General features: G+C 59.5%; 14 protein-coding genes and 1 pseudogene. 4 read left to right on the top strand and 11 right to left on the bottom strand.

Translation table 11 applies throughout. The annotated features are described in order from the left end of the window. The 3 genes from G6M89_RS16715 (at position 1) to G6M89_RS16705 (ending at position 3,349) form a co-directional block, all read left to right on the top strand. Positions 1-867 carry a creatininase family protein gene (locus G6M89_RS16715; protein ID WP_165163017.1) on the top strand — a complete coding sequence of 289 codons (867 nt, stop codon included), beginning with the start codon at positions 1-3 and terminating at the stop codon, positions 865-867. A gap of 95 nt (positions 868-962) precedes the next feature. Beyond that, complete coding sequence (locus G6M89_RS16710) at positions 963-2,243, top strand: hypothetical protein (protein ID WP_165163016.1); 1,281 nt, start codon at positions 963-965, stop codon at positions 2,241-2,243. Further along, complete coding sequence (locus G6M89_RS16705; RefSeq protein ID WP_165163015.1) at positions 2,240-3,349, top strand: aldose 1-epimerase; 1,110 nt, start codon at positions 2,240-2,242, stop codon at positions 3,347-3,349. The genes G6M89_RS16710 and G6M89_RS16705 overlap by 4 nt, the downstream gene beginning before the upstream one ends. A gap of 6 nt (positions 3,350-3,355) precedes the next feature. On the opposite strand, the gene G6M89_RS16700 is transcribed toward G6M89_RS16705, so the two are convergent. Further along, positions 3,356-5,068: an amidohydrolase family protein gene (locus G6M89_RS16700; protein ID WP_165163014.1), complete on the bottom strand. Its 1,713-nt coding sequence runs from the start codon at positions 5,066-5,068 to the stop codon at positions 3,356-3,358. 148 nt (positions 5,069-5,216) lie between these two features. Here G6M89_RS16700 and G6M89_RS16695 point away from each other — a divergent pair, with 148 nt between their 5' ends. Next, entirely contained in the window at positions 5,217-5,753 is a 537-nt protein-coding gene (locus G6M89_RS16695) for an S-layer protein (protein WP_165163013.1), read from the top strand. Between the two features lie 140 nt (positions 5,754-5,893). On the opposite strand, the gene G6M89_RS16690 is transcribed toward G6M89_RS16695, so the two are convergent. From G6M89_RS16690 to G6M89_RS16640, 10 genes and pseudogenes are all read right to left on the bottom strand, one after another. Beyond that, positions 5,894-7,318 (bottom strand): hypothetical protein, encoded by a 1,425-nt coding sequence (locus G6M89_RS16690; protein WP_165163012.1) that lies wholly within the window; start codon positions 7,316-7,318, stop codon positions 5,894-5,896. A 231-nt stretch (positions 7,319-7,549) separates the two neighbouring features. Next, positions 7,550-8,080: a flavin reductase family protein gene (locus G6M89_RS16685; RefSeq protein WP_165163011.1), complete on the bottom strand. Its 531-nt coding sequence runs from the start codon at positions 8,078-8,080 to the stop codon at positions 7,550-7,552. 67 nt (positions 8,081-8,147) lie between these two features. After that, positions 8,148-8,990: a PIG-L deacetylase family protein gene (locus G6M89_RS16680; RefSeq protein ID WP_206335597.1), complete on the bottom strand. Its 843-nt coding sequence runs from the start codon at positions 8,988-8,990 to the stop codon at positions 8,148-8,150. 69 nt (positions 8,991-9,059) lie between these two features. Continuing rightward, positions 9,060-10,274 (bottom strand): aminotransferase class V-fold PLP-dependent enzyme, encoded by a 1,215-nt coding sequence (locus G6M89_RS16675; protein ID WP_165163010.1) that lies wholly within the window; start codon positions 10,272-10,274, stop codon positions 9,060-9,062. Between the two features lie 86 nt (positions 10,275-10,360). Continuing rightward, positions 10,361-11,263: a GNAT family N-acetyltransferase gene (locus G6M89_RS16670; RefSeq protein ID WP_165163009.1), complete on the bottom strand. Its 903-nt coding sequence runs from the start codon at positions 11,261-11,263 to the stop codon at positions 10,361-10,363. A 5-nt stretch (positions 11,264-11,268) separates the two neighbouring features. Next, positions 11,269-12,321, bottom strand: a complete 1,053-nt coding sequence (locus tag G6M89_RS16665; protein WP_165163008.1) for a hydroxyacid dehydrogenase — start codon at positions 12,319-12,321, stop codon at positions 11,269-11,271. A 63-nt stretch (positions 12,322-12,384) separates the two neighbouring features. After that, complete coding sequence (locus G6M89_RS16660) at positions 12,385-12,606, bottom strand: hypothetical protein (protein ID WP_165163007.1); 222 nt, start codon at positions 12,604-12,606, stop codon at positions 12,385-12,387. A gap of 564 nt (positions 12,607-13,170) precedes the next feature. Then, positions 13,171-15,221, bottom strand: a pseudogene (locus tag G6M89_RS22895) (ABC transporter ATP-binding protein); the annotation flags it as partial. A 1-nt stretch (position 15,222) separates the two neighbouring features. Next, on the bottom strand, positions 15,223-16,455 hold the full coding sequence (locus G6M89_RS22800) for an ABC transporter permease (RefSeq protein WP_165163004.1): 1,233 nt from the start codon (positions 16,453-16,455) through the stop codon (positions 15,223-15,225). Beyond that, positions 16,442-17,449 carry an ABC transporter permease gene (locus tag G6M89_RS16640; RefSeq protein WP_165163003.1) on the bottom strand — a complete coding sequence of 336 codons (1,008 nt, stop codon included), beginning with the start codon at positions 17,447-17,449 and terminating at the stop codon, positions 16,442-16,444. The genes G6M89_RS22800 and G6M89_RS16640 overlap by 14 nt, the downstream gene beginning before the upstream one ends. Positions 17,450-17,456 lie beyond the last annotated feature (7 nt).

The following is a 17,456-nucleotide window of genomic DNA, read 5'->3' as shown; positions in this document are numbered from 1 at the left end:
ATGTCGGATCGAAATCAGACGGAAGACGCGGACGGGGACGCGAAACTAGATGAAACGAGGGGCGATCACCCCTCCGGCATCATCGAGGAGATGACCGTCGAAGACGTCGAGCGCCTCGAACCAGAGGTCGTGGTCGTCGGATTCGGCTCGACGGAGCCCCACGGCCCGCATCTGCCCTACGGGACCGACGTCTTCCAGACCAAAGCCGTCTGCCGCCGCGCCGTCGAGCGCGCCAACGAGAAGGGTGCACGCGTCCTCAAGTACCCGACGCTGCCGATCGGGAACAACGTGAACTTCAAAGCGTTCCCCTTCGCCTGTCGCATCGGTGTCCGCACGCTCATGGATATCGCACTCGACATGATCGAAGCGCTCGAGGCGGAGGGCATCCGAAAGATCCTCTTCGTCAACGGTCACGGCGGGAACCCGGCCGCGCTGCGGGCGGCCCTCCGAGAACATGCTGACCGCCACCCTCCTGGCGAGGGGGCGTTCGTCTGCCTGACGAGCACGACAGACGCAATCCCCGATGAGATCGAGGACGAACTCGAGCATCCGTCTGTCCACGGCGGCGAGAGCGAAAGCTCGCGGATGTTGCACCTACGGGAAGATCTCGTCCGGGAAGACGAGTTCGACGAGTTCGAAATTCGAGAGCCAACGATTGAGGGACTCGAGGGCGATCAAGTATACTTTGTGCCGCGCTGGGACGCCTATCACCCCGAAGTCGGCGGTGGCGAGACTCGCGAGAGTTCGGCAGCGAAAGGTGAGGCGCTGGTCGACGGTGCGGCCGACTGGCTCGCAGAGTTCCTTGTCGAACTGGATGCGGCCGACGTCGACGAACTGTTTCCGTACAGTTCGGGAGCGAGAGAGTGATTTGAGCGCCACTCGGTCCGAAGACCACCACCTGCCGCCGAGTGTGCATCCGGAGCGTACCTTTATTATCGACGCTCGACCACGGATAGACGAGTATGGCCAAGCAAGATCCACCTGCAACAGCCGACCGGCACGCTGAGTGGCAGATCGGGACAGCGACGGTTCCGATCACGCCCGACGCGGACGACCCGCACCATCTCATCGGCTTCGGTGCCCGCGACGGACCGATGGACGGCGTCGAAAACGACATCCGAGCGCGAGCGATTGCCCTCGAGGACCACACGGGACAGCGACTCCTCGTTCTTTCGTTCGAACTCCTGTTTCTGTTCGAGACGCAGCGGGAGTTCCTCGAGCGCGAGTGCGCCGAGCGATGGGACCTCAAGCCCGAGTCGTTGTTCATCGTCCCGAGTCACACCCACTACGGCCCGGATTACGACGTCCATGCCGAGGGACTCGAGCCGGACTACGACCGTGACATGGAACTGATCGAGTCCTACCGCGAGTTCGTCGACGAGCAGCTGGTGGCGGTGATTGGGGAAGCGCTCGAAGACCTCGAGCCCGCGTCGCTGTCCCACTATCGCGCGAAGTGTGGCATCGCGATGAACCGCCGACGGCCGATCGAGGACGGGATCGGCTTCGATCCTGACCCGGACGGTCCCGTCGATCACGATCTGCCCGTGTTGACCGCCGAGCGGCCCGACGGGACGACGAAGGCGATCCTGTTCGGCTACGCCTGTCACCCGACGGTCGGGATGGCCTACAGCAACGAGGTCAACGGCGACTGGCCGGGCTACGCCATGGAGGAGTTAGAGGAGCGCTATCCCGAGGCCACCGCCGTTTTCGTCATCGGCTGTGCGGGCGACCAGAAGGCCTACCCACAGGGGAGTCGCGAACTCGTTCACCGCCACGCCGATACCGCGGTGACGGCCGTCGAACGCGCACTCGTTACTGAGCCGAAGCCGGTTCGTGGTCCCCTGAAACTCGCGGCTGATACCGTCGCACTCGACGTTCTCGAGCCCCCGGAAGACGCACAAAACGAGATCGGCGGGGAGGTTACTGATCGCCGGCCGTACCCGCTCCAGGCGATCGGTTTCGGAACGGACCTGACGTTCGTCTCGCTGTCGGGCGAGGTTGTCGCCGACTACTCGCTCGCGCTGAAAGACGAGTTGGCTGCCCCGCTGTGGGTCGCTGGCTACGCGAACAACACGGGCTATCTGCCGACCAAGCGAATCCTCGCCGAAGGGGGCTACGAGGCCTGGCAGTCCTTCGAAGACGGCCGCTACGCGTCCTCGACGCCCGAACGTATCCTGACGACCGCGACTGCGCTCGCCGAACGCGTCGGTGCGCGACGCCGAAACGTGGAGGGGCGACGATGATCCCCGGCGACGAATCCGGCCTCCGCGGGCAAACCGGGCCGCGCATCTCGACCGATTTCACCTACCGCGGCATCGACGCCGTCATCCTCGAGAATTCAGCGCTACGGGTGCTCGTCTTGCCCGGCAAAGGCGGCGACATCGTCGAGTTCCGTGACAAACGGACCGATGTTGACGTCCTCTGGCGGACGCCACACAACTGGACGCCGCCCGAAAGTCGGTACGTCCCAACGGCCGCTGAAACGGGTTGGAACGAGCACTACCCCGGCGGCTGGCAGGTTAATCTCCCTGTCGCTGGCGGCGGCTGGGAGTTTGACGGCAGCGCCTACGGTCAGCACGGCGAAAGCGCCCTGCTCCCCTGGGATGCAGAAGTCGTCCGAGACGACGGCGAGGCAGTGACTCTGCGTCTCACGGTCGAGCTCACTCGCTACCCGTTCGTCGTCGAGCGTGATCTGACCCTGCCAGCCGGCGACTCCCGCCTCGAGATCGAGGAATCCGTGACGAATCGGGGCGAACGCCCCCTCGAGTACGTCTGGCAGCAACACGTCACGCTGGGGCAGCCGCTACTCTCATCGGCCGCGCGGCTCGACCTACCGGACGCGACCGGCGTCAACCCCAAGTATGGCGACGCGTTCCCGAACGCACGCCTCGAGGGCGACGTCGAGTTTGAGTGGCCACACGCGCCCGGCCGGGACGGCACCACAGTCGATCTTCGAGAGATTCCGCCCGAGGACTCGACGATTCACGACCAATCGTTCGCGGTCGATATGGCAGACGGCTGGTACGCGCTCACGAATCCGGATATCGATCTCGGCTTTGCGCTTACGTTCCCGCTCGAGCCGTTCGAGAGTCTCTGGTACTGGCAACCGTTCGGCGGGTTCCACGAGTCCCCGTGGTTCAACCGCAACTACAACGTCGGCCTCGAGCCGACGACGGCCTACCCCGGCGACCCCGATGTCCAGCGCGAGAACGGAACGATGAAAGAACTCGAACCCGGCGAGACTGTCGAAGCCGAGTTCACTGCGACGACCTACGGCGGCCTCGAGAGCGTCTCGGACGTCTCGCCGGATGGGACGATCGAAGGGACGCCGCTTGAGGGCGAGAAATAGCGTCGATCAGTCGTCAGTTACGCCCTCACCAAGCAGCGCCAGTACGTTCTCGCTACGGACGCGATCTTTCTGCGCCTCGCTTGTCGGAAGGTGTTTCGTGTAGTTGTAGAACGATTCGAAGTATTTCATCGGAAGCTGTGGCCCCATGACGAGGTGCTCGGTACCGATCTCCTCGAGGATGCCCTCTCCCTGCGTCTGGGTCCAGTAATTGAACAGGTCGTCGATCACTAGCAGTGTCTCACCCGTCCGCACGGTGTTGTTGAGCCAGACGTCTTGCCGGTCGACGGTCGTCGTTTCCCGAATTATGCGCGCGCCGCTGCTCCAAGCCCCGGCGACGATCACATCCGTTTCGGGCACCGCGAGCAGAAGTTCGATTAGGTCGTCGACTGCATCATCGCGCCAGTGTTTGGCCTGTCCCATCCCCTCAAAATATTTGAGTTCGACCCGCGAGTGGCGGCCCCGCTGATCCTCAAGCGCAGGAACGATCATCGCGGGTACGTCGAATTCGGCGCAGCGCTCGAGCAGCGCCTGCGCTTCCGGCGCGTTGAGATCGTAGTCGTGGTAGGCCGGAAGCAACCGTACACCGCGCATCTCGAGATCCTCAATGCACGTTCGGAAGTCATCTTCCCAGCCAGGGACCGTCGGATCGATCGTCGCGAATGGGTGTAGCCGGTCTTCGTGGCCCTCGATGTCGTCGACGAGTTTGCGATTGCCGTGCTGTGGATTGCGGTAGAACACCGCTTCGAGTGAAGAGACGAGAGCCTGATCGACGCCGTTGTCGTCCATTCGCTCGAGCAGGTCCTCCACGGTGGCATCGAAGGGGTAAAACGGCCACTCACCGACATAGGCGTTCGCGTCGACGATCTGTTCGTCGTAGGGAATATCGAGATCAGCGAATCGCTCTGTTGCCTGGTCGATCCGGACCTCACGCTCGTCGGCCGTGAGTTTGTTCTCGACGCCGTCGTGGAGCAGGTGCTCGAAGTTGTACGCGATTTCGGCTCGATCCTCAGGCGGCAAGGTCGCGGCCTCGAGTTTGCCGGCACAGACGGACAGCCAGGTGTCTGTGCCAAAGAGGAGTCGGTCGACACCGAGAAGTTCGGCGGCCAGTTCGATCTGACCGACCTCGCAGTTGCTGCCGCTCAAGTCGAGGTAGACGTTATCGTAGGGAGCGATGTTCCTAATGCGGTGTTCCCAGTTGCCCCCGGCGCTGATGTGCGCTGAAATAAGTTGTAGGTCAGGAAACTGCTCGGCGAGTTCGACCACGTCCTCGGAGCGCGCCTCACTGGGGCGCTCAGTTGGGTACGGCTCTTCGTTTTGCATCACGTGAGAGATGATCGGGACGTCCATCTCGACGGCCGCCTTCGCAAACGGCTGGAACTCCGGATCGGTGATGTTGATCTCCGTGCCGACGAAGTGGTGTTTGAATCCGACCAGTCCATCTTCTTCGACCGCACGACGGAACTCTTCGACCCCCTCCTCGCCGAGGGCGGGATGAACTCGCGCCCACCCGTAGAAGAGATCGGGGTGTTCCGTGACGAATTTGGCGACGGTACGGTTGTGTTCTCGACACGCTTCGACGGTGTCGCCGATCTCGCCAATGAGACAGGTTCGCTCGATACCAAGCGTGTCGGCCTCGCGGCGGAACTGTTCAGCGCGTTCGGCGCGTTTTTCTGGCGTCGAGACATCTTGACTCCAGATGTGAAAGTGGCAGTCGATCATTCGTTAGACTAACTGTTCACACGGCTCGTTATAGTTTGTGTTCTAGCATTGACAACGTTGGCCGCTGCGCATGTATCAACGGAAGGGATCTTTCGATCGTCGGTGCAACAACCAAAACGTTTTCACCCTGTTAGACAAACTCGAGTGTATGTTCGACGCAGAGAGATCCCGGCGTAGCGTAGTTATCGGAGCGAGTGCCGTCCTGACAGCGTCGCTTGCGGGCTGTGCCGACGACGATGATGCTCCAGACGACGAACCCGGCGACGAAAACGGCGATGACGAACCCGAAGAAGACGTTGAAAACGGCGACGAAGAAGAACTTGAAGAAGACGAGCAGCGACTCTACGTCTCAATCGAAGACGAAGACGGCGAACCAGTCTCAGAGGACATCGAAATCACGATCGAGGCCCACGAACAGCCACGATCGTACACGTATCAAGAGAACATCGAAGACGGACAGATCGTCGAGGAAGGCGTCGAAGGGATCCCCGTCGAACCCGACGACTACACGATCACCGTCGAGAGTCTCGAGGACGAATTTGATGCCGTCGAAGAGGAGGTCACCGTCGAAGAGTCCGAAGACGAAGAGGTGACGCTGACAGTCGATGCAAACGGGGACGCAGACGATGGCACCGATGACGATGAGGAAGCCGACGACGACGAAGAGTCCGAAGACGACGAGTAATTCTCAGTCAAACTGGCACGACTCGTTCTCTCGAACACCACGTTGATCGATCGCACTCGAGAGTCCATCGGCAGATACAGTCTCCTTAGCGGCGAGAGAACAGTCCGCGAAAAAGATCCTTTGGACACTGAACGTGTCGATTACTCCGCTAGCGGGTGGGGCTCCTGTGCGGGCGGGCAGTTTCCGTTCTGACGGAGATTCCGGACATCGACGTCGCTGTCGTCGTCTTCGACCAGCTCTTCGCCGGTGACATCGATCATCGACTGGCCGATCGTCCCAGTAACGCTCGAGATGCTGATACCGTCCCTATCGTCGCCAGTTTGTGTAAGACAGAGGTTGTTCGCGTCGACCTCACAGTTGCCAAGCGCAACGGCGGTACCGTCGCCAGCCTCACCGGTAACACTGACGTTTCTCAGCGTGAGTTTTTCAACGCCCGGATCGGTAAACCGGAGGGCATTCGAGCCATCGTTGTTCATCTCGAACCGACAGTTGCGCACCTCGAGCGAGAGATTGCGTGTCTCGTCGTCGTGATCAAGGATGCCTTCGCCGTTTGGGTGGTCGTGAATCACGTTGATGTTCTCGTAGGTGCCATCGAAGTCGTACCAGACCCAGCCGGCTCGACTCGTAATCGCACCCTGGGGGTTCGGCGGAATTTCGTCTTCTTCGGTGACGACGGTACAGTTCTTCGCATAGCTGCCAGACGTGCCGAGCCGAATCGCAGTCACGTTGTTGTTCTTGAAAAACGAGTTCTCGACGCGGACGGATCCGCCGCCGCCGTCTGGCATACCGGGCGGTGAGCCATAGAGTGCGTTGTCGGACATCCCCTGAATTGAGCACCGCTTGAAGTGAATGTCGCCCGCGTGTTCGGGGAACACCCAGACTGCCGTGTGATCGGTGTAGTCCGTCGAACCGTCCGGAATGTGTAGCTCTTCGACGACCGCTGTTCCGTCCGGATCGGTGACTCCCGGACCGAGTTTGGTCAGTGCGCCCTCTGTATCCGAGACGCCCTCGAATGTGATATCACGGATGACGAGACGCTTCTCACACTGGTGGGACAATCCAACGGCCGTATCCTCCGCTGTCTCGTCGATGTGGAACCCCTCGATGTGAATGTCGTCACCCCAAAGCGCGAAAATGAAGTCATTGATCTCCGAGTCTGGGACAAGCGTCACCTCGCCGTCGCCGACGAACGCAACGTTCGAGACGCGCTCGCCTTCGATACCGTCCCCGAAATCCCAGCGGTGGAAGCCGTTCTCGCCGACGAAGTAGGTCCCGCTCGGAAAGATGACTTTCGTGTCGTCTCGGACTGCGTCGTCGAGGGCGTCGTTGATCGGTTCCTCGCCCGTCGGATCGGCACCGAAGTCGTCTACCAGATTGACGACGGTGTCGTACTCCCCGCTCGCCGCAGCCGTTCCCGCCACGGCGAGTCCGCTGATGGCCGCTGTTGACGCGCCGACGGCGCGCAGGACCGACCGACGTGATGGATTGCCCTCGCCGATAGCGGGGTCGCTGGTGTTCGTCTCTTCGTTCCGCTCGCTCGAGTGCTCGGGTCGATACGCTCGCATGAGTCATGCAAACAATCACCATATCCTGATAAATAAGTATCGGTGACTGTCTTCGATTATAATAGCTCTCCAGAAGGGGAACCACTCGGTTGAGGAGTTCAACGCGAAAGGGCGAAACGAGCGCCCGAGCGCGGTCCGCCCGACAGATGGCATTGCAACACTGCGACGCATCGCTCGTCGGTGGGAGATCCGAGAGCAATCGCTAGCGGTGTGGACTCGAAAAAGACAGATTTACTCGAGCAGTTCCGAGAGTGTCCGGAACCGGTCGGGACCGTCACTCCATGCTCGTCCGAGGTTCGTTACTTTCTCCTCGTACGTTTCGGAGACGTGCGCGGCGACGACGTCGCCTGCGAAAATTCGGTGGTCGCCGGTCAGCAACGTTCCCTCGAGGGTACACTCGAAACACGCCGCAGCGTCCTCCAGTATAGGCATCGAAATCGCCGCGGGTTCGGCGAGTTCCAGATCTGACCCAGCGAGTTTGTCGACATCGGCTCCGGAGTGTGAACCACAGAAGACGATGTCGTCCCGCTGGGCGGCACTCGGGAAGGCGATACCAAACTCCTCGGCCTGCTGGAGACAGTCGTGCGTGTAGTTCTCGAGGCCGACACTGACGGAAAGCATCAGCGGCTCATTCGAGGTGAACATGCTCCAGCCGGCCGGCATCACGTTCGGCTCGCCCCCGTCGGGATCAGGCGCGACGACGAACACGACCGACTCGGGGAATTTCCGGGCGATCGCCTCGGCAGGCGGGACGAGTTTCATCTGATCACCATCGGTTCGCAATCGCTTCTGTTTGCACGTCGGCTGGCAGAGTCGACCCCATGGCGCGTCATTCGATCGGGAACAGTGCGTCGCGGTTTTCGTCGGTTAGCTGTCCACCGTACTCACAGTGTTCGAATGCCTCGGCGTACTGAATCTCCGAGCCGCGCTCTTCGCCGTAGCGGTCGATTAACTGGTCACGGAACCGATCAGCGATTTTCGAAAACCGCTGCAGGTTCTCCTCGGCGAGCCACTCTCGTCGCGCGTCATCACCTTCGGGAACCTCCTCGAGTTTACCGACGTTGTACGGCAGCCACTCGTACATTTGGGATTCGTGCTGGTGGAGTGCGTCGAGTTTGGTCTCAACTGCGTCGTCAATGCCGACAACGACGTCTGGGTCGAACGGTGTCGGCTTCTGAAAGTCGTCCTGGAGGTAGCAGATGACCGGATTATACGTCAGGTGTGGTGTGTTGGTACAGATGTTCGGGACTGTGACCATGTAGGCGGCGTCTTGGACCAAATCGGAGGTGTAGCGGTGATCCGGATGGTAGTCGTTCGGTCGGTGGGTGAGAACCAAGTCGGGTTCGTACTCGCGGATGAGTTCGATTACTTCGTTGCGGTTGTCGATCGTCGGCCGGAGTTCGCCCTCATGATTGTCAAGGAACGTGTACTCGACGCCGAGGATTTCAGCCGAGTCACGCCCTTCGGACTGTCGGCGGCGGGTCAGTTCAATCCCACCGATTTCGTGGTGGCCGGCCTCGCCGTTCGTCATTGAGACGAATCGCACGTCGTGGCCTTGCTGGGCGTACTTGTAGGCGGTACCGCCAATCGTGAACTCGCAGTCGTCGATGTGTGCGCCGAGTACGAGGATCCGAAGAGGGTCCTCCGGAATACGGACATCAAAGGTTGGCATCGTATCTCGTATAGTAATCCGGGTGGCTCCGCTTAGTCTTTATGAGCGCAAAATGATACCAATACGTGATCAGTCGAGATACGATCGCACGCGCTCGACAACGTACTCGGCTTCCTCGTCCGTAAGACACATCGGATTGGCCGTAAACGCGGACTCGTGGAGATGGTCGGGCCCGACAAACACTCGAGGGTTCTCCCGACGGAGTTCACCGACCAGCGTTTCAGCGTCAATGCCGGCAGCGTCTGGGTCAATCCGAGCAAACACCTCTGGGGCGACTGCAGTCTTTTCGCCCTCAGTTACCGTAATCGACAGGCCGGGTTCCTCACGCAGCGATTCGGCCATCAGCTCGGTTCGGTCGCTCCACTCCCGCATCCGCGCGTCGTGATCTTCCTCGATGAACAACTCGAGTGCGCGGATGAGGCCTGCCAGTTCCTCTTTGCCAGACTTGAGCGGGCGTCCGATACCCTGGCGAGGTACGCCAGCGTACTTTTCGAGATCGATCAGGTCAGTCGGTGGCTCCCAAACCTCCTCTGCGACGTGCATGTCGAGATGCTGGAGGGCGGCCGATTCGATGAGTTCCTGCTTCCCGGCAAGGATCCCAGTCGTCTGGGGCCCACGAATGGCCTTCCCACCACTGAAGACGACGAGGTCCGCACCCTCATCGATGAACCGTGTCAGGTTGTCTGTCGGCGGGAGTTCGGCGGCGGCGTCGACGATGACCGGCACGTCATATGCGTGGGCGACCTCGCACACGTCTTCGAGTTCGGGCTGGGAGTAGGACTTTTGCATGTAGCCGACAGCGGCCGTGTTCTCGTTGATGGCGTCTTCGATCTCCCACAGCTCTGTGTTCTTCGAACCGGTTCCGAGGTGGTTGTCGTTGTTCCCGACGTCGACAATCTCCGCGCCGGCCATGCGGATCGCGTGGTCGTAGCCGTTGCGGTGAGCACGAGGCATGATGACCTCGTTCGGGACATCGTCGCCAGTGTGTGGAAGACGGTTCATTGCACCCAGGTCGTCACCAGCCATACAGGCGGCCGTCCCAAGCGTGAGACACGCAGCAGCCCCGCTTGCGACGTAGCCCGCCTCCGAGCCCGTCACGTCCGAGATCAGTTCGCTCGCGCGTGCTTGCAGGTCCGAAATCCGGACGAACGATTCCGCGGCTCGAGACATTGCTTCGACCGCTTCTGGGCGGATCAAGCTACCGCCAATTCGGGTCTTCGTCGACGCTGCGTTGACGACCGGCGGAACGCCGAGTTCGTCGTAAATAGTCTGTGAGTCGGTCATCGGAGTACATCCTGAGAAGCGTTCGGAACCGGGATAAAGGGTACGGTTGGACGCTCGAGGAAACGTCTCTCCCGTTCAGAGCGCACTCAGCCGAATTCGAATCCGGCAGCCGCAATCACGTCTGGATCGACCAGCAGTTGTTTCGGATTGGGTGCTGTCATTCGCGTCAGTCTACGCTGGCACTCCAGTCCCAGTCGCTCGAGAGTGTCGGCCACCGCGTCGACAGCGAGCACATCCAGCAACACAGCGTCTTGCTCGAGTAGGGCGCTCGCTCGAGCGAGCAAAACCGGAGCGTCCGCAGGTCGCGAAGAGACGAGCGGCCCAATCTGTCCAGATTCCCGACCCGGTCGGGCAATCGCATAGCCCCGGATACCGTCATCGTCGCGAACACCAACGCCCGCGACGTCGCTCGAGGTGAGTAAGTGCTGAAGGAGGGCACTGCGGTCGACGCCGCACGATCGCTGATCAAACGCACAAAGTTCGTCGATCAGCCGTGAATCGAGGTCGATCCACTCCCTCGAGCCAGTACCGTCGTACTGCGAATCGGGGGTCGACGTCGGAACGCCGGCCCACCGCTCGATTGGACACACGTCGACGAATCCACGACGACGGTACAGCGGACGGCCAGCGTCCGTCGCGTCGAGTCCAAGGGTAACGCCGCGGTCATTGGCCGCCTCGAGCGCGTGATCGACGATTGCGCCCCCATAACCGTTTCGTCGGTGGTCCTCATGGACTAACACCATGCCGATCCAACCGGTATCAGTTAGGACGGGCCCGTTGCCACACTCTGCTGACTTGTGCTCGCTTCCGTCGTACGTACACAACGTTGTGGTCGCGACGAGGTCGCCGTCGACGTAGCCGCCAAAACAACCGTCAGGCTCGAGATCGAGCAGTCGATGCCAGTCGGCGGAGACCTGATTCCAGCCAGCCTGCTTTACGAGTTCCAGCGCCGCGGGAACGTCTGCCGTGGTGAGGTGTCGTATCTCCATGAGTGTCAACTCGCGTGTGTTGCGTCCTCAGTTTCGAGTTGGTCGCGGGTCATTCGCTCGTAGCGTTCGCGGGAGTGGCGATGCTGCAGGGGTTCGCCGGCGGTGAAGCGTTCAATCTCGGCGATAACCGTTTCTGTCAGCCGATGGCGGACCGGCGAACCCGCGACGTGTGGACCGAGAACGACGTTCTCGAGGTCTCGGAGCGGACTCGTCTCCGAAAGCGGTTCAGCCTCGAACACGTCGAGCGCCGCCGTAATCCGGCCAGATTGAAGTTCCGCGACGAGAGCGCCCTCATCGACGATTGCACCGCGAGCAGCGTTGACCAGCAAACAGCCGTCTGGGAGCGTCGCAAGGCGCTCGCCGTCGAGTAGGTGGATCGTCTCGGGCGTTTTCGAGGCATGGATTGAGACGACATCAGCCGTCTCGAGGGTTGCTTCGAGACTGGTCAACTCAACACCGTCGAATTCGTCGAGTTCATCGGCCGAAACGTACGGATCATAGACACGGACGGTGGAACCGAAGGGCTCGAGCAGGGCAAGCAGTTCCCGACCGATGTCGCCGAGGCCGACGAATCCAATTGATGCGGCAAACAGTGTGTCAGTCTGTGGGATTGCGGATGCCGCACCGTCCGCGACCGGCCAGCCACCGGCTTTCAGATCGGCGTCGAAAGCCGGAACGTCGCGAAGCGCCGACAGGGCGTACGCGAGGATTCCCTCGGCTACAAACGGCGCCATTGTCTGATTAGCGCTACAAACCGGAATTTTACGGTCGTATAGCGCCGGCGAGGCGACCGTGGCGATGCTGCCGCCGACGTGTGCGACCAGTTCGAGTTCGAGGGTGTCGACGTCCGCGAGGACGGATTCAGAAAGGGTGGGACAACCCCAACCGGTGATGCAGACATCGACGCCGTTCAGTCGGTTGGACAACGCCTCGGGTGTGAACTGTTCGTCGCTATCGTTCCAGTCGACGCTGCCGAGTGACTCGAGGCGCTCGACAAGGGCGTCGGGATACAACACGTCCCGCGTCGGGACAGTGGGATATGTTACAAGCGCGTCCATTCGTTGTCCGATGCTCTCTGGGTGAGACAATAAACCTGACTCCGAGCAGGCGTTTACCGTTGTTCAGAAGTCCCCACTTCGACACTTCCGGATCGTGTAGCCTAACACGCCGATAAAGGGGAGAATCAGTGCGACGTTGATCACTAGAATGTGAAATGATCCTGCCTCGGGTGATGCCAGATACAGCGTCAACACCGAAAAGACCAGAAAGACGACACTCAATCCAAAGAGGATACCCCAGACCGGCATCCCCGCACACATGATCTCCCAGAACCGTTCTGACATAGTGTATCAATACCACGGACGTGATACCGTATAGGTATTCGGGTTCGAACCACTTCCCACGCGAAAATCAGCTATCTATCGGTGTCAGTCGTCAGCAGCCCCCGATTCGTGGCCAGTGTCAGAATCACCATCAGTGTCCGAGACAGCGTCGGAAGTTCCATACTCATCCTGATGGAGCAAGCATGCGACAGTGTGGTCTGTCCCAACCGACTCTGCCGGCGGTTCTATCTCTTCACAAGGCGTTGTAAACAGACTCCGCAACGTCTCAATCGGCTCCTCCCGCTTACCCGTCGCGACCATTCGAACCGCATCATCGAGCGTCGATTCGGCATCGCCCTGTGAGAGTGGGTCCTCGAGTCCGTAATCGAGTCGAATCTCTGCGACAAGGTCCTCGAGGGGGACCTCGAGTTCGTCCTCGCTTCCGTCCTCGAGGACATCCTCATCTGCTGCTTGTTCGCGGAGGCGATCCAATTCAACGCGGTCTTCTTCAATCGCCTGTCGGAGGTTGAGGACACGCCCCCACTGCTGTTGATCGAGGTCGAGCCCCTCAGGCTGGATGACCTCGGGGCAACGAGTGTGGAACCGGCAGCCACTCGGTGGATTCACTGGATCGGGAATGTCGATTTTTCGAATCGGCATCTTATCTTCCCGGTTGATCGACTCGAAGTCCGGTGTTGCCCACACAAGCGACTTGGTGTAGGGGTGTTGGGGGTTTTGCGTAATCTCCGCTGCGGTGCCAATCTCGACCAGTTCGCCGAGGTACATTACACCGATCCGACCGCCGACTTTCTCACAGAGATAGCGAGCGTTCGAGAAGTCATGCGAGATGAACAGGAACGACGTATTGAACGCATCCTGCAGTTCGTGCATCAGATCCATCATCTCGATACGCAGTGAGACATCGAGTGCGGAAATGGCCTCATCAGCAAGGATGAGATCCGGATTCATCAACAGCGCGCGAATCAGCGCGACGCGTTGTTTCTCGCCGCCCGAAAGCTGGTGCGGGTAACGGTAGGCGTAGTCATCTGGGGGCGACATACCAACGCGCTCTAACAGCCCAAGAATACGAGCGGCTCGGTCATCCTTCGAAAGGTGTTTTTCCCACTTCTTCAGTGGCGACTCGAGAATTGTCATCACCTTCCGGTTGGGATTAAGCGCGCTGCCGGGGTCCTGATGGATGATCTGGAGTGACTTACGGATCTCTCGGAAGGGAATGTCGATCTCGCCCTCCCCGTCTTTGGCCTCCCAGATATCCTGCCCACGGTACGTAATGGACCCGCCAGTCGGCCGCTGGAGACCGATCGAAGTCTTTCCGAGCGTCGTTTTTCCACATCCGGACTCACCGACCAGCGCAATCATCTCGTTTTCATGGATATCAAGCGAGATACCGTCGACCGCGTGTACCGTATCTGGGTCCGAGAACAGACCGAAGAAGCCGCCACTGTCCGAACTGTCCTCGAAGTGCACCTCGACATCTTCGAGCGAGATGATGCATTCTCCACGTGGGTTACTCATCAATCATCACCCTCCATTCCAGCGATCGAGAACGGAATTTCGTCGGCTGCATCCTCCCAGTGGAAACACTTCGCGTGGTGGTCGGAATCAACGATGTGATACTCGGGGTCAGATGCGCGACACTGATCTGTTGCAAGCGAGCACCGTGGATGATACGAACAGCCGGTCGGAACGTCGACAGGGTCCGGCGCGGATCCCTCAACGGGCCGCATCTCCTCGATTGGCGTTCGCATATTCGGTGTTGCATTGAGCAACGCTCTCGTATACGGATGGGACGCATGCGCTAACATTTCGTCAGTCTGTGCGACCTCGATGAACTCGAAGGCATACATCACCGCAATCCGGTCAGCTAACTCCGCTACCAGTGGCAGATCGTGCGTGATGAAGATCAGCGTGATGCCGTACTTTTCTTTGATGTCAGTAAGCAACTGGAGAATCGAACGCTGCATCAAGAGGTCGAGCGCCGCTGTCGGCTCGTCCATAACCAACACCTGTGGCTCGAGGACAAGACTCAGGGCAATAAGCGTCCGCTGTCGCATCCCACCCGATAGTTCATGGGGATACGAATCGAGCACGCGTTCTGGCTCGAGGTAGAGATCCGAAAGAATCTCTCGAGCGAGTTCCATCCCCTCCTGGTGATTGGCGTTGTGGGCGTCGAGGGTTTCCTCGAAATGCCCACGAACCGACATCGTTGGGTTGAACGAACTCATCGCCCCTTGGAACACCATCGATATTTCGGACCATCGCAGCTGCTTGAGTTCGCGTGTGCTGGTCTCGAGGACGTGCACCGATTCGTCTGCGGACGGTCGGTATTCGATTGACCCACTGAGTTCGCCCGGATCGACGACAGCATCGAGCATCGCCGAGGCAAACATCGATTTTCCAGACCCAGACTCCCCGACGATACCGAGGATCTCGTTTCGTTGGATATCGAGATTCGCGTTATCAAGCACCCTCGAAATACCCCGTGACATATCGAAGGTAACGCTCAGGTTTCGGGCCTTGACAATCGGATCGGGGGTTTCGATTGCACCGTCAATCGTCTGCTGTTGATCCTGCCTGTGATCGCTGTCGTAGTTCGCAGATTCACTTGCTGTCATGTTAGAGACCACCCTGTTGTTGCTGATCCGCAACTGAGACGTCGTCGGCTGGTTCTTCGGTCGATTCCTCATCGCTCGTACTTTCGGAGTGACGAGCGCGGATTCGTGGGTTGAAGATTCGGTCAAGCCCCTGCCCGAGTAACAGCAGGCCGAGCGAGAGGAGAACGATCGTTACCATTGGCGCGTAGAACCAATGGAACATGCTCGTCGTGTAGATCGCACCTTGGCCGTACGCGTTGTCCATCATCACGCCCCAGTTGAGCCCAGTGTGCGGGAGGAGTCCGAGGAAGTACAGACCCACGGACGCCATGATCACGTTCCGCGCTGTCGTGACGAAATTGACGACGATCAGTGGCATGACGTTCGGCAACACGTCTTTGGTCACGATCGCCGGCATCGAAATCCCAATCGTTCGGGACGCTTCAACGTAGGATTCACGGCGCAGTTTCAACACCTCAGATCGAAGCGACCGTGCAAAGCCAGCCCAGGCATTGACCACGAGGATAATACCGATCACCCATGGGCTGGTCGGCTCAATAATCGCCGCGAGAACGACGACCAGTGGCAATCCAGGGATAGTCATCACGACGTCTGCGACCGCCATCATGAACCCATCGACGGAGCCGCCCTTGTAGCCGGAGAACACACCCCAGAACGTTGCTAACACGATCGAAAAGATCGCCCCAGCGAACATCATCTCGAGCATCGCCGGTGTTGCGTGGACGAGTTGGTTGAAGACGTCACGACCCATGCCGTCAGTCCCAAGCGGATGCTCCCAGACTGGAATGCCGTAGTACGTGGTCATGTACGTCGAGTCGAACGGCCCCACGAGCACCTCGCCGTCGTCGGCGAAGGTCTGCTGGACGATGGTCACCTCCGAAAAGATCCACCAGCGACTCGTCGAGATCCACGAGATCAGCCCGGTGATCACGAACAGTGACGAGAGGAAAAAGCCGAACTTTGCGCGCCAATCATTCCAGAGGATTCGACCGGGCGCCATGACGTACTCGTCGAACAGCCGACGGTAGCGATCAGTTCGCGTCCGCTCGATGTCCGCTGTCGTCTCGAATAACGACTGCTGTGGAGAGACACCACCGTCGGTTACCGTCTCTGGATCCGAGTCTGACTCCGAGACCGACCGAGAGTGGTCGCTGCTCTCGAACAGTGACTCGAGATCCGTTTCGTGATCGGACGGCGAATCTCGCCCTTGCGAGTCGTCGTTAGAACGATTCACGATCACCACTCCCCGCACGGGGATCAATGTAACCGTATGTGAGGTCAGCGATGTAGACACCGATGATCACACCCGCCGTGATGAAGAGGAACGTCCCCATCATCAACGGATAATCGCGAGCGCTGATTCCTTGGTACATGAAGTAGCCAACACCGGGGTACTGGAAGATTTGCTCGAGGATAATCGAGCTGCCAAAGAGGGTTCCAAGCGAGATCATCATGGCAGTGTACATCGGCAAGATAGCGTTTCGTGCAACGTAGCGAATCGCAATACGACGCTGGGACAGTGCGCGCAATCGGGCAACGCGGAGGTAGTCCTCACCCAGGATCTGAATTGCGTTCCCTCGCATTTGGAGGGCAACAGCACCGAATCCAGCCAAGACAAGCGAAGCAATCGGTAGTGTCCCGTGGTGGATCACGCTTCCGATAAACTCGATATTGAATCCCTCTTCGATACCGGATCCGTAGTGACCGCTCGTCGGGAAGAGAGACATATTGTAGCCGAGGTACCACAGGAGGACAACGGCGACAACGTAGAACGGGACCGATGTGAGAAGGATCGACGCTCCAGACCAGGAGACGTCGAATCGTGAGCCCTCAACGTACGCCATGAACGCGCCGATGCTGATCCCGAGGAGGTAGATCAGGATCATGGAGATGATCGAAATGAACATCGTCCACGGCATTGCGTTGCCAAGAATCTCGGCGACGGGATCGTGGTACCACGTTGAAGTCCCGAGATCACCGACCATCGTGCTGGTCACGTAATCGACGTACTGTTGCCAGAGCGGTTCTTCCGGATTGATTGCGGCGTACAGTTCGACTTGCGCAGCGACTTGAGCGGTGTCCTGGCCTGCACCTGCCATCTGTGCTTGCATATGGTCCATCGGACCACCCGGCATGAGCCGGATCATTGCAAACGTGAGTGTAATGACGGCGTAGAACGTCGCAACGGCCATCGCGGTGCGTTTAATGAAGTATTCAGTTGAAACCATTCGTTTT

This window comes from Natronolimnobius sp. AArcel1 (assembly GCF_011043775.1).
Classification (GTDB): Archaea; Halobacteriota; Halobacteria; order Halobacteriales; family Natrialbaceae; genus Natronolimnobius.
The sequence above is the reverse complement of the archived record's forward strand: the minus strand, read 5'-3'. Positions and strand labels throughout refer to the sequence as shown.

Excerpts from the sequence above, each read along its gene's own strand:
- G6M89_RS16715 (WP_165163017.1), top strand. The coding sequence starts at position 1 with ATGTCGGATCGAAATCAGACGGAAGACGCGGACGGGGACGCGAAACTA.
- G6M89_RS16710 (WP_165163016.1), top strand. The coding sequence starts at position 963 with ATGGCCAAGCAAGATCCACCTGCAACAGCCGACCGGCACGCTGAGTGG.
- G6M89_RS16705 (WP_165163015.1), top strand. The coding sequence starts at position 2,240 with ATGATCCCCGGCGACGAATCCGGCCTCCGCGGGCAAACCGGGCCGCGC.
- G6M89_RS16700 (WP_165163014.1), bottom strand. The coding sequence starts at position 5,068 with ATGATCGACTGCCACTTTCACATCTGGAGTCAAGATGTCTCGACGCCA.
- G6M89_RS16695 (WP_165163013.1), top strand. The coding sequence starts at position 5,217 with ATGTTCGACGCAGAGAGATCCCGGCGTAGCGTAGTTATCGGAGCGAGT.
- G6M89_RS16690 (WP_165163012.1), bottom strand. The coding sequence starts at position 7,318 with ATGCGAGCGTATCGACCCGAGCACTCGAGCGAGCGGAACGAAGAGACG.
- G6M89_RS16685 (WP_165163011.1), bottom strand. The coding sequence starts at position 8,080 with ATGAAACTCGTCCCGCCTGCCGAGGCGATCGCCCGGAAATTCCCCGAG.
- G6M89_RS16680 (WP_206335597.1), bottom strand. The coding sequence starts at position 8,990 with ATGCCAACCTTTGATGTCCGTATTCCGGAGGACCCTCTTCGGATCCTC.
- G6M89_RS16675 (WP_165163010.1), bottom strand. The coding sequence starts at position 10,274 with ATGACCGACTCACAGACTATTTACGACGAACTCGGCGTTCCGCCGGTC.
- G6M89_RS16670 (WP_165163009.1), bottom strand. The coding sequence starts at position 11,263 with ATGGAGATACGACACCTCACCACGGCAGACGTTCCCGCGGCGCTGGAA.
- G6M89_RS16665 (WP_165163008.1), bottom strand. The coding sequence starts at position 12,321 with ATGGACGCGCTTGTAACATATCCCACTGTCCCGACGCGGGACGTGTTG.
- G6M89_RS16660 (WP_165163007.1), bottom strand. The coding sequence starts at position 12,606 with ATGTCAGAACGGTTCTGGGAGATCATGTGTGCGGGGATGCCGGTCTGG.
- G6M89_RS16640 (WP_165163003.1), bottom strand. The coding sequence starts at position 17,449 with ATGGTTTCAACTGAATACTTCATTAAACGCACCGCGATGGCCGTTGCG.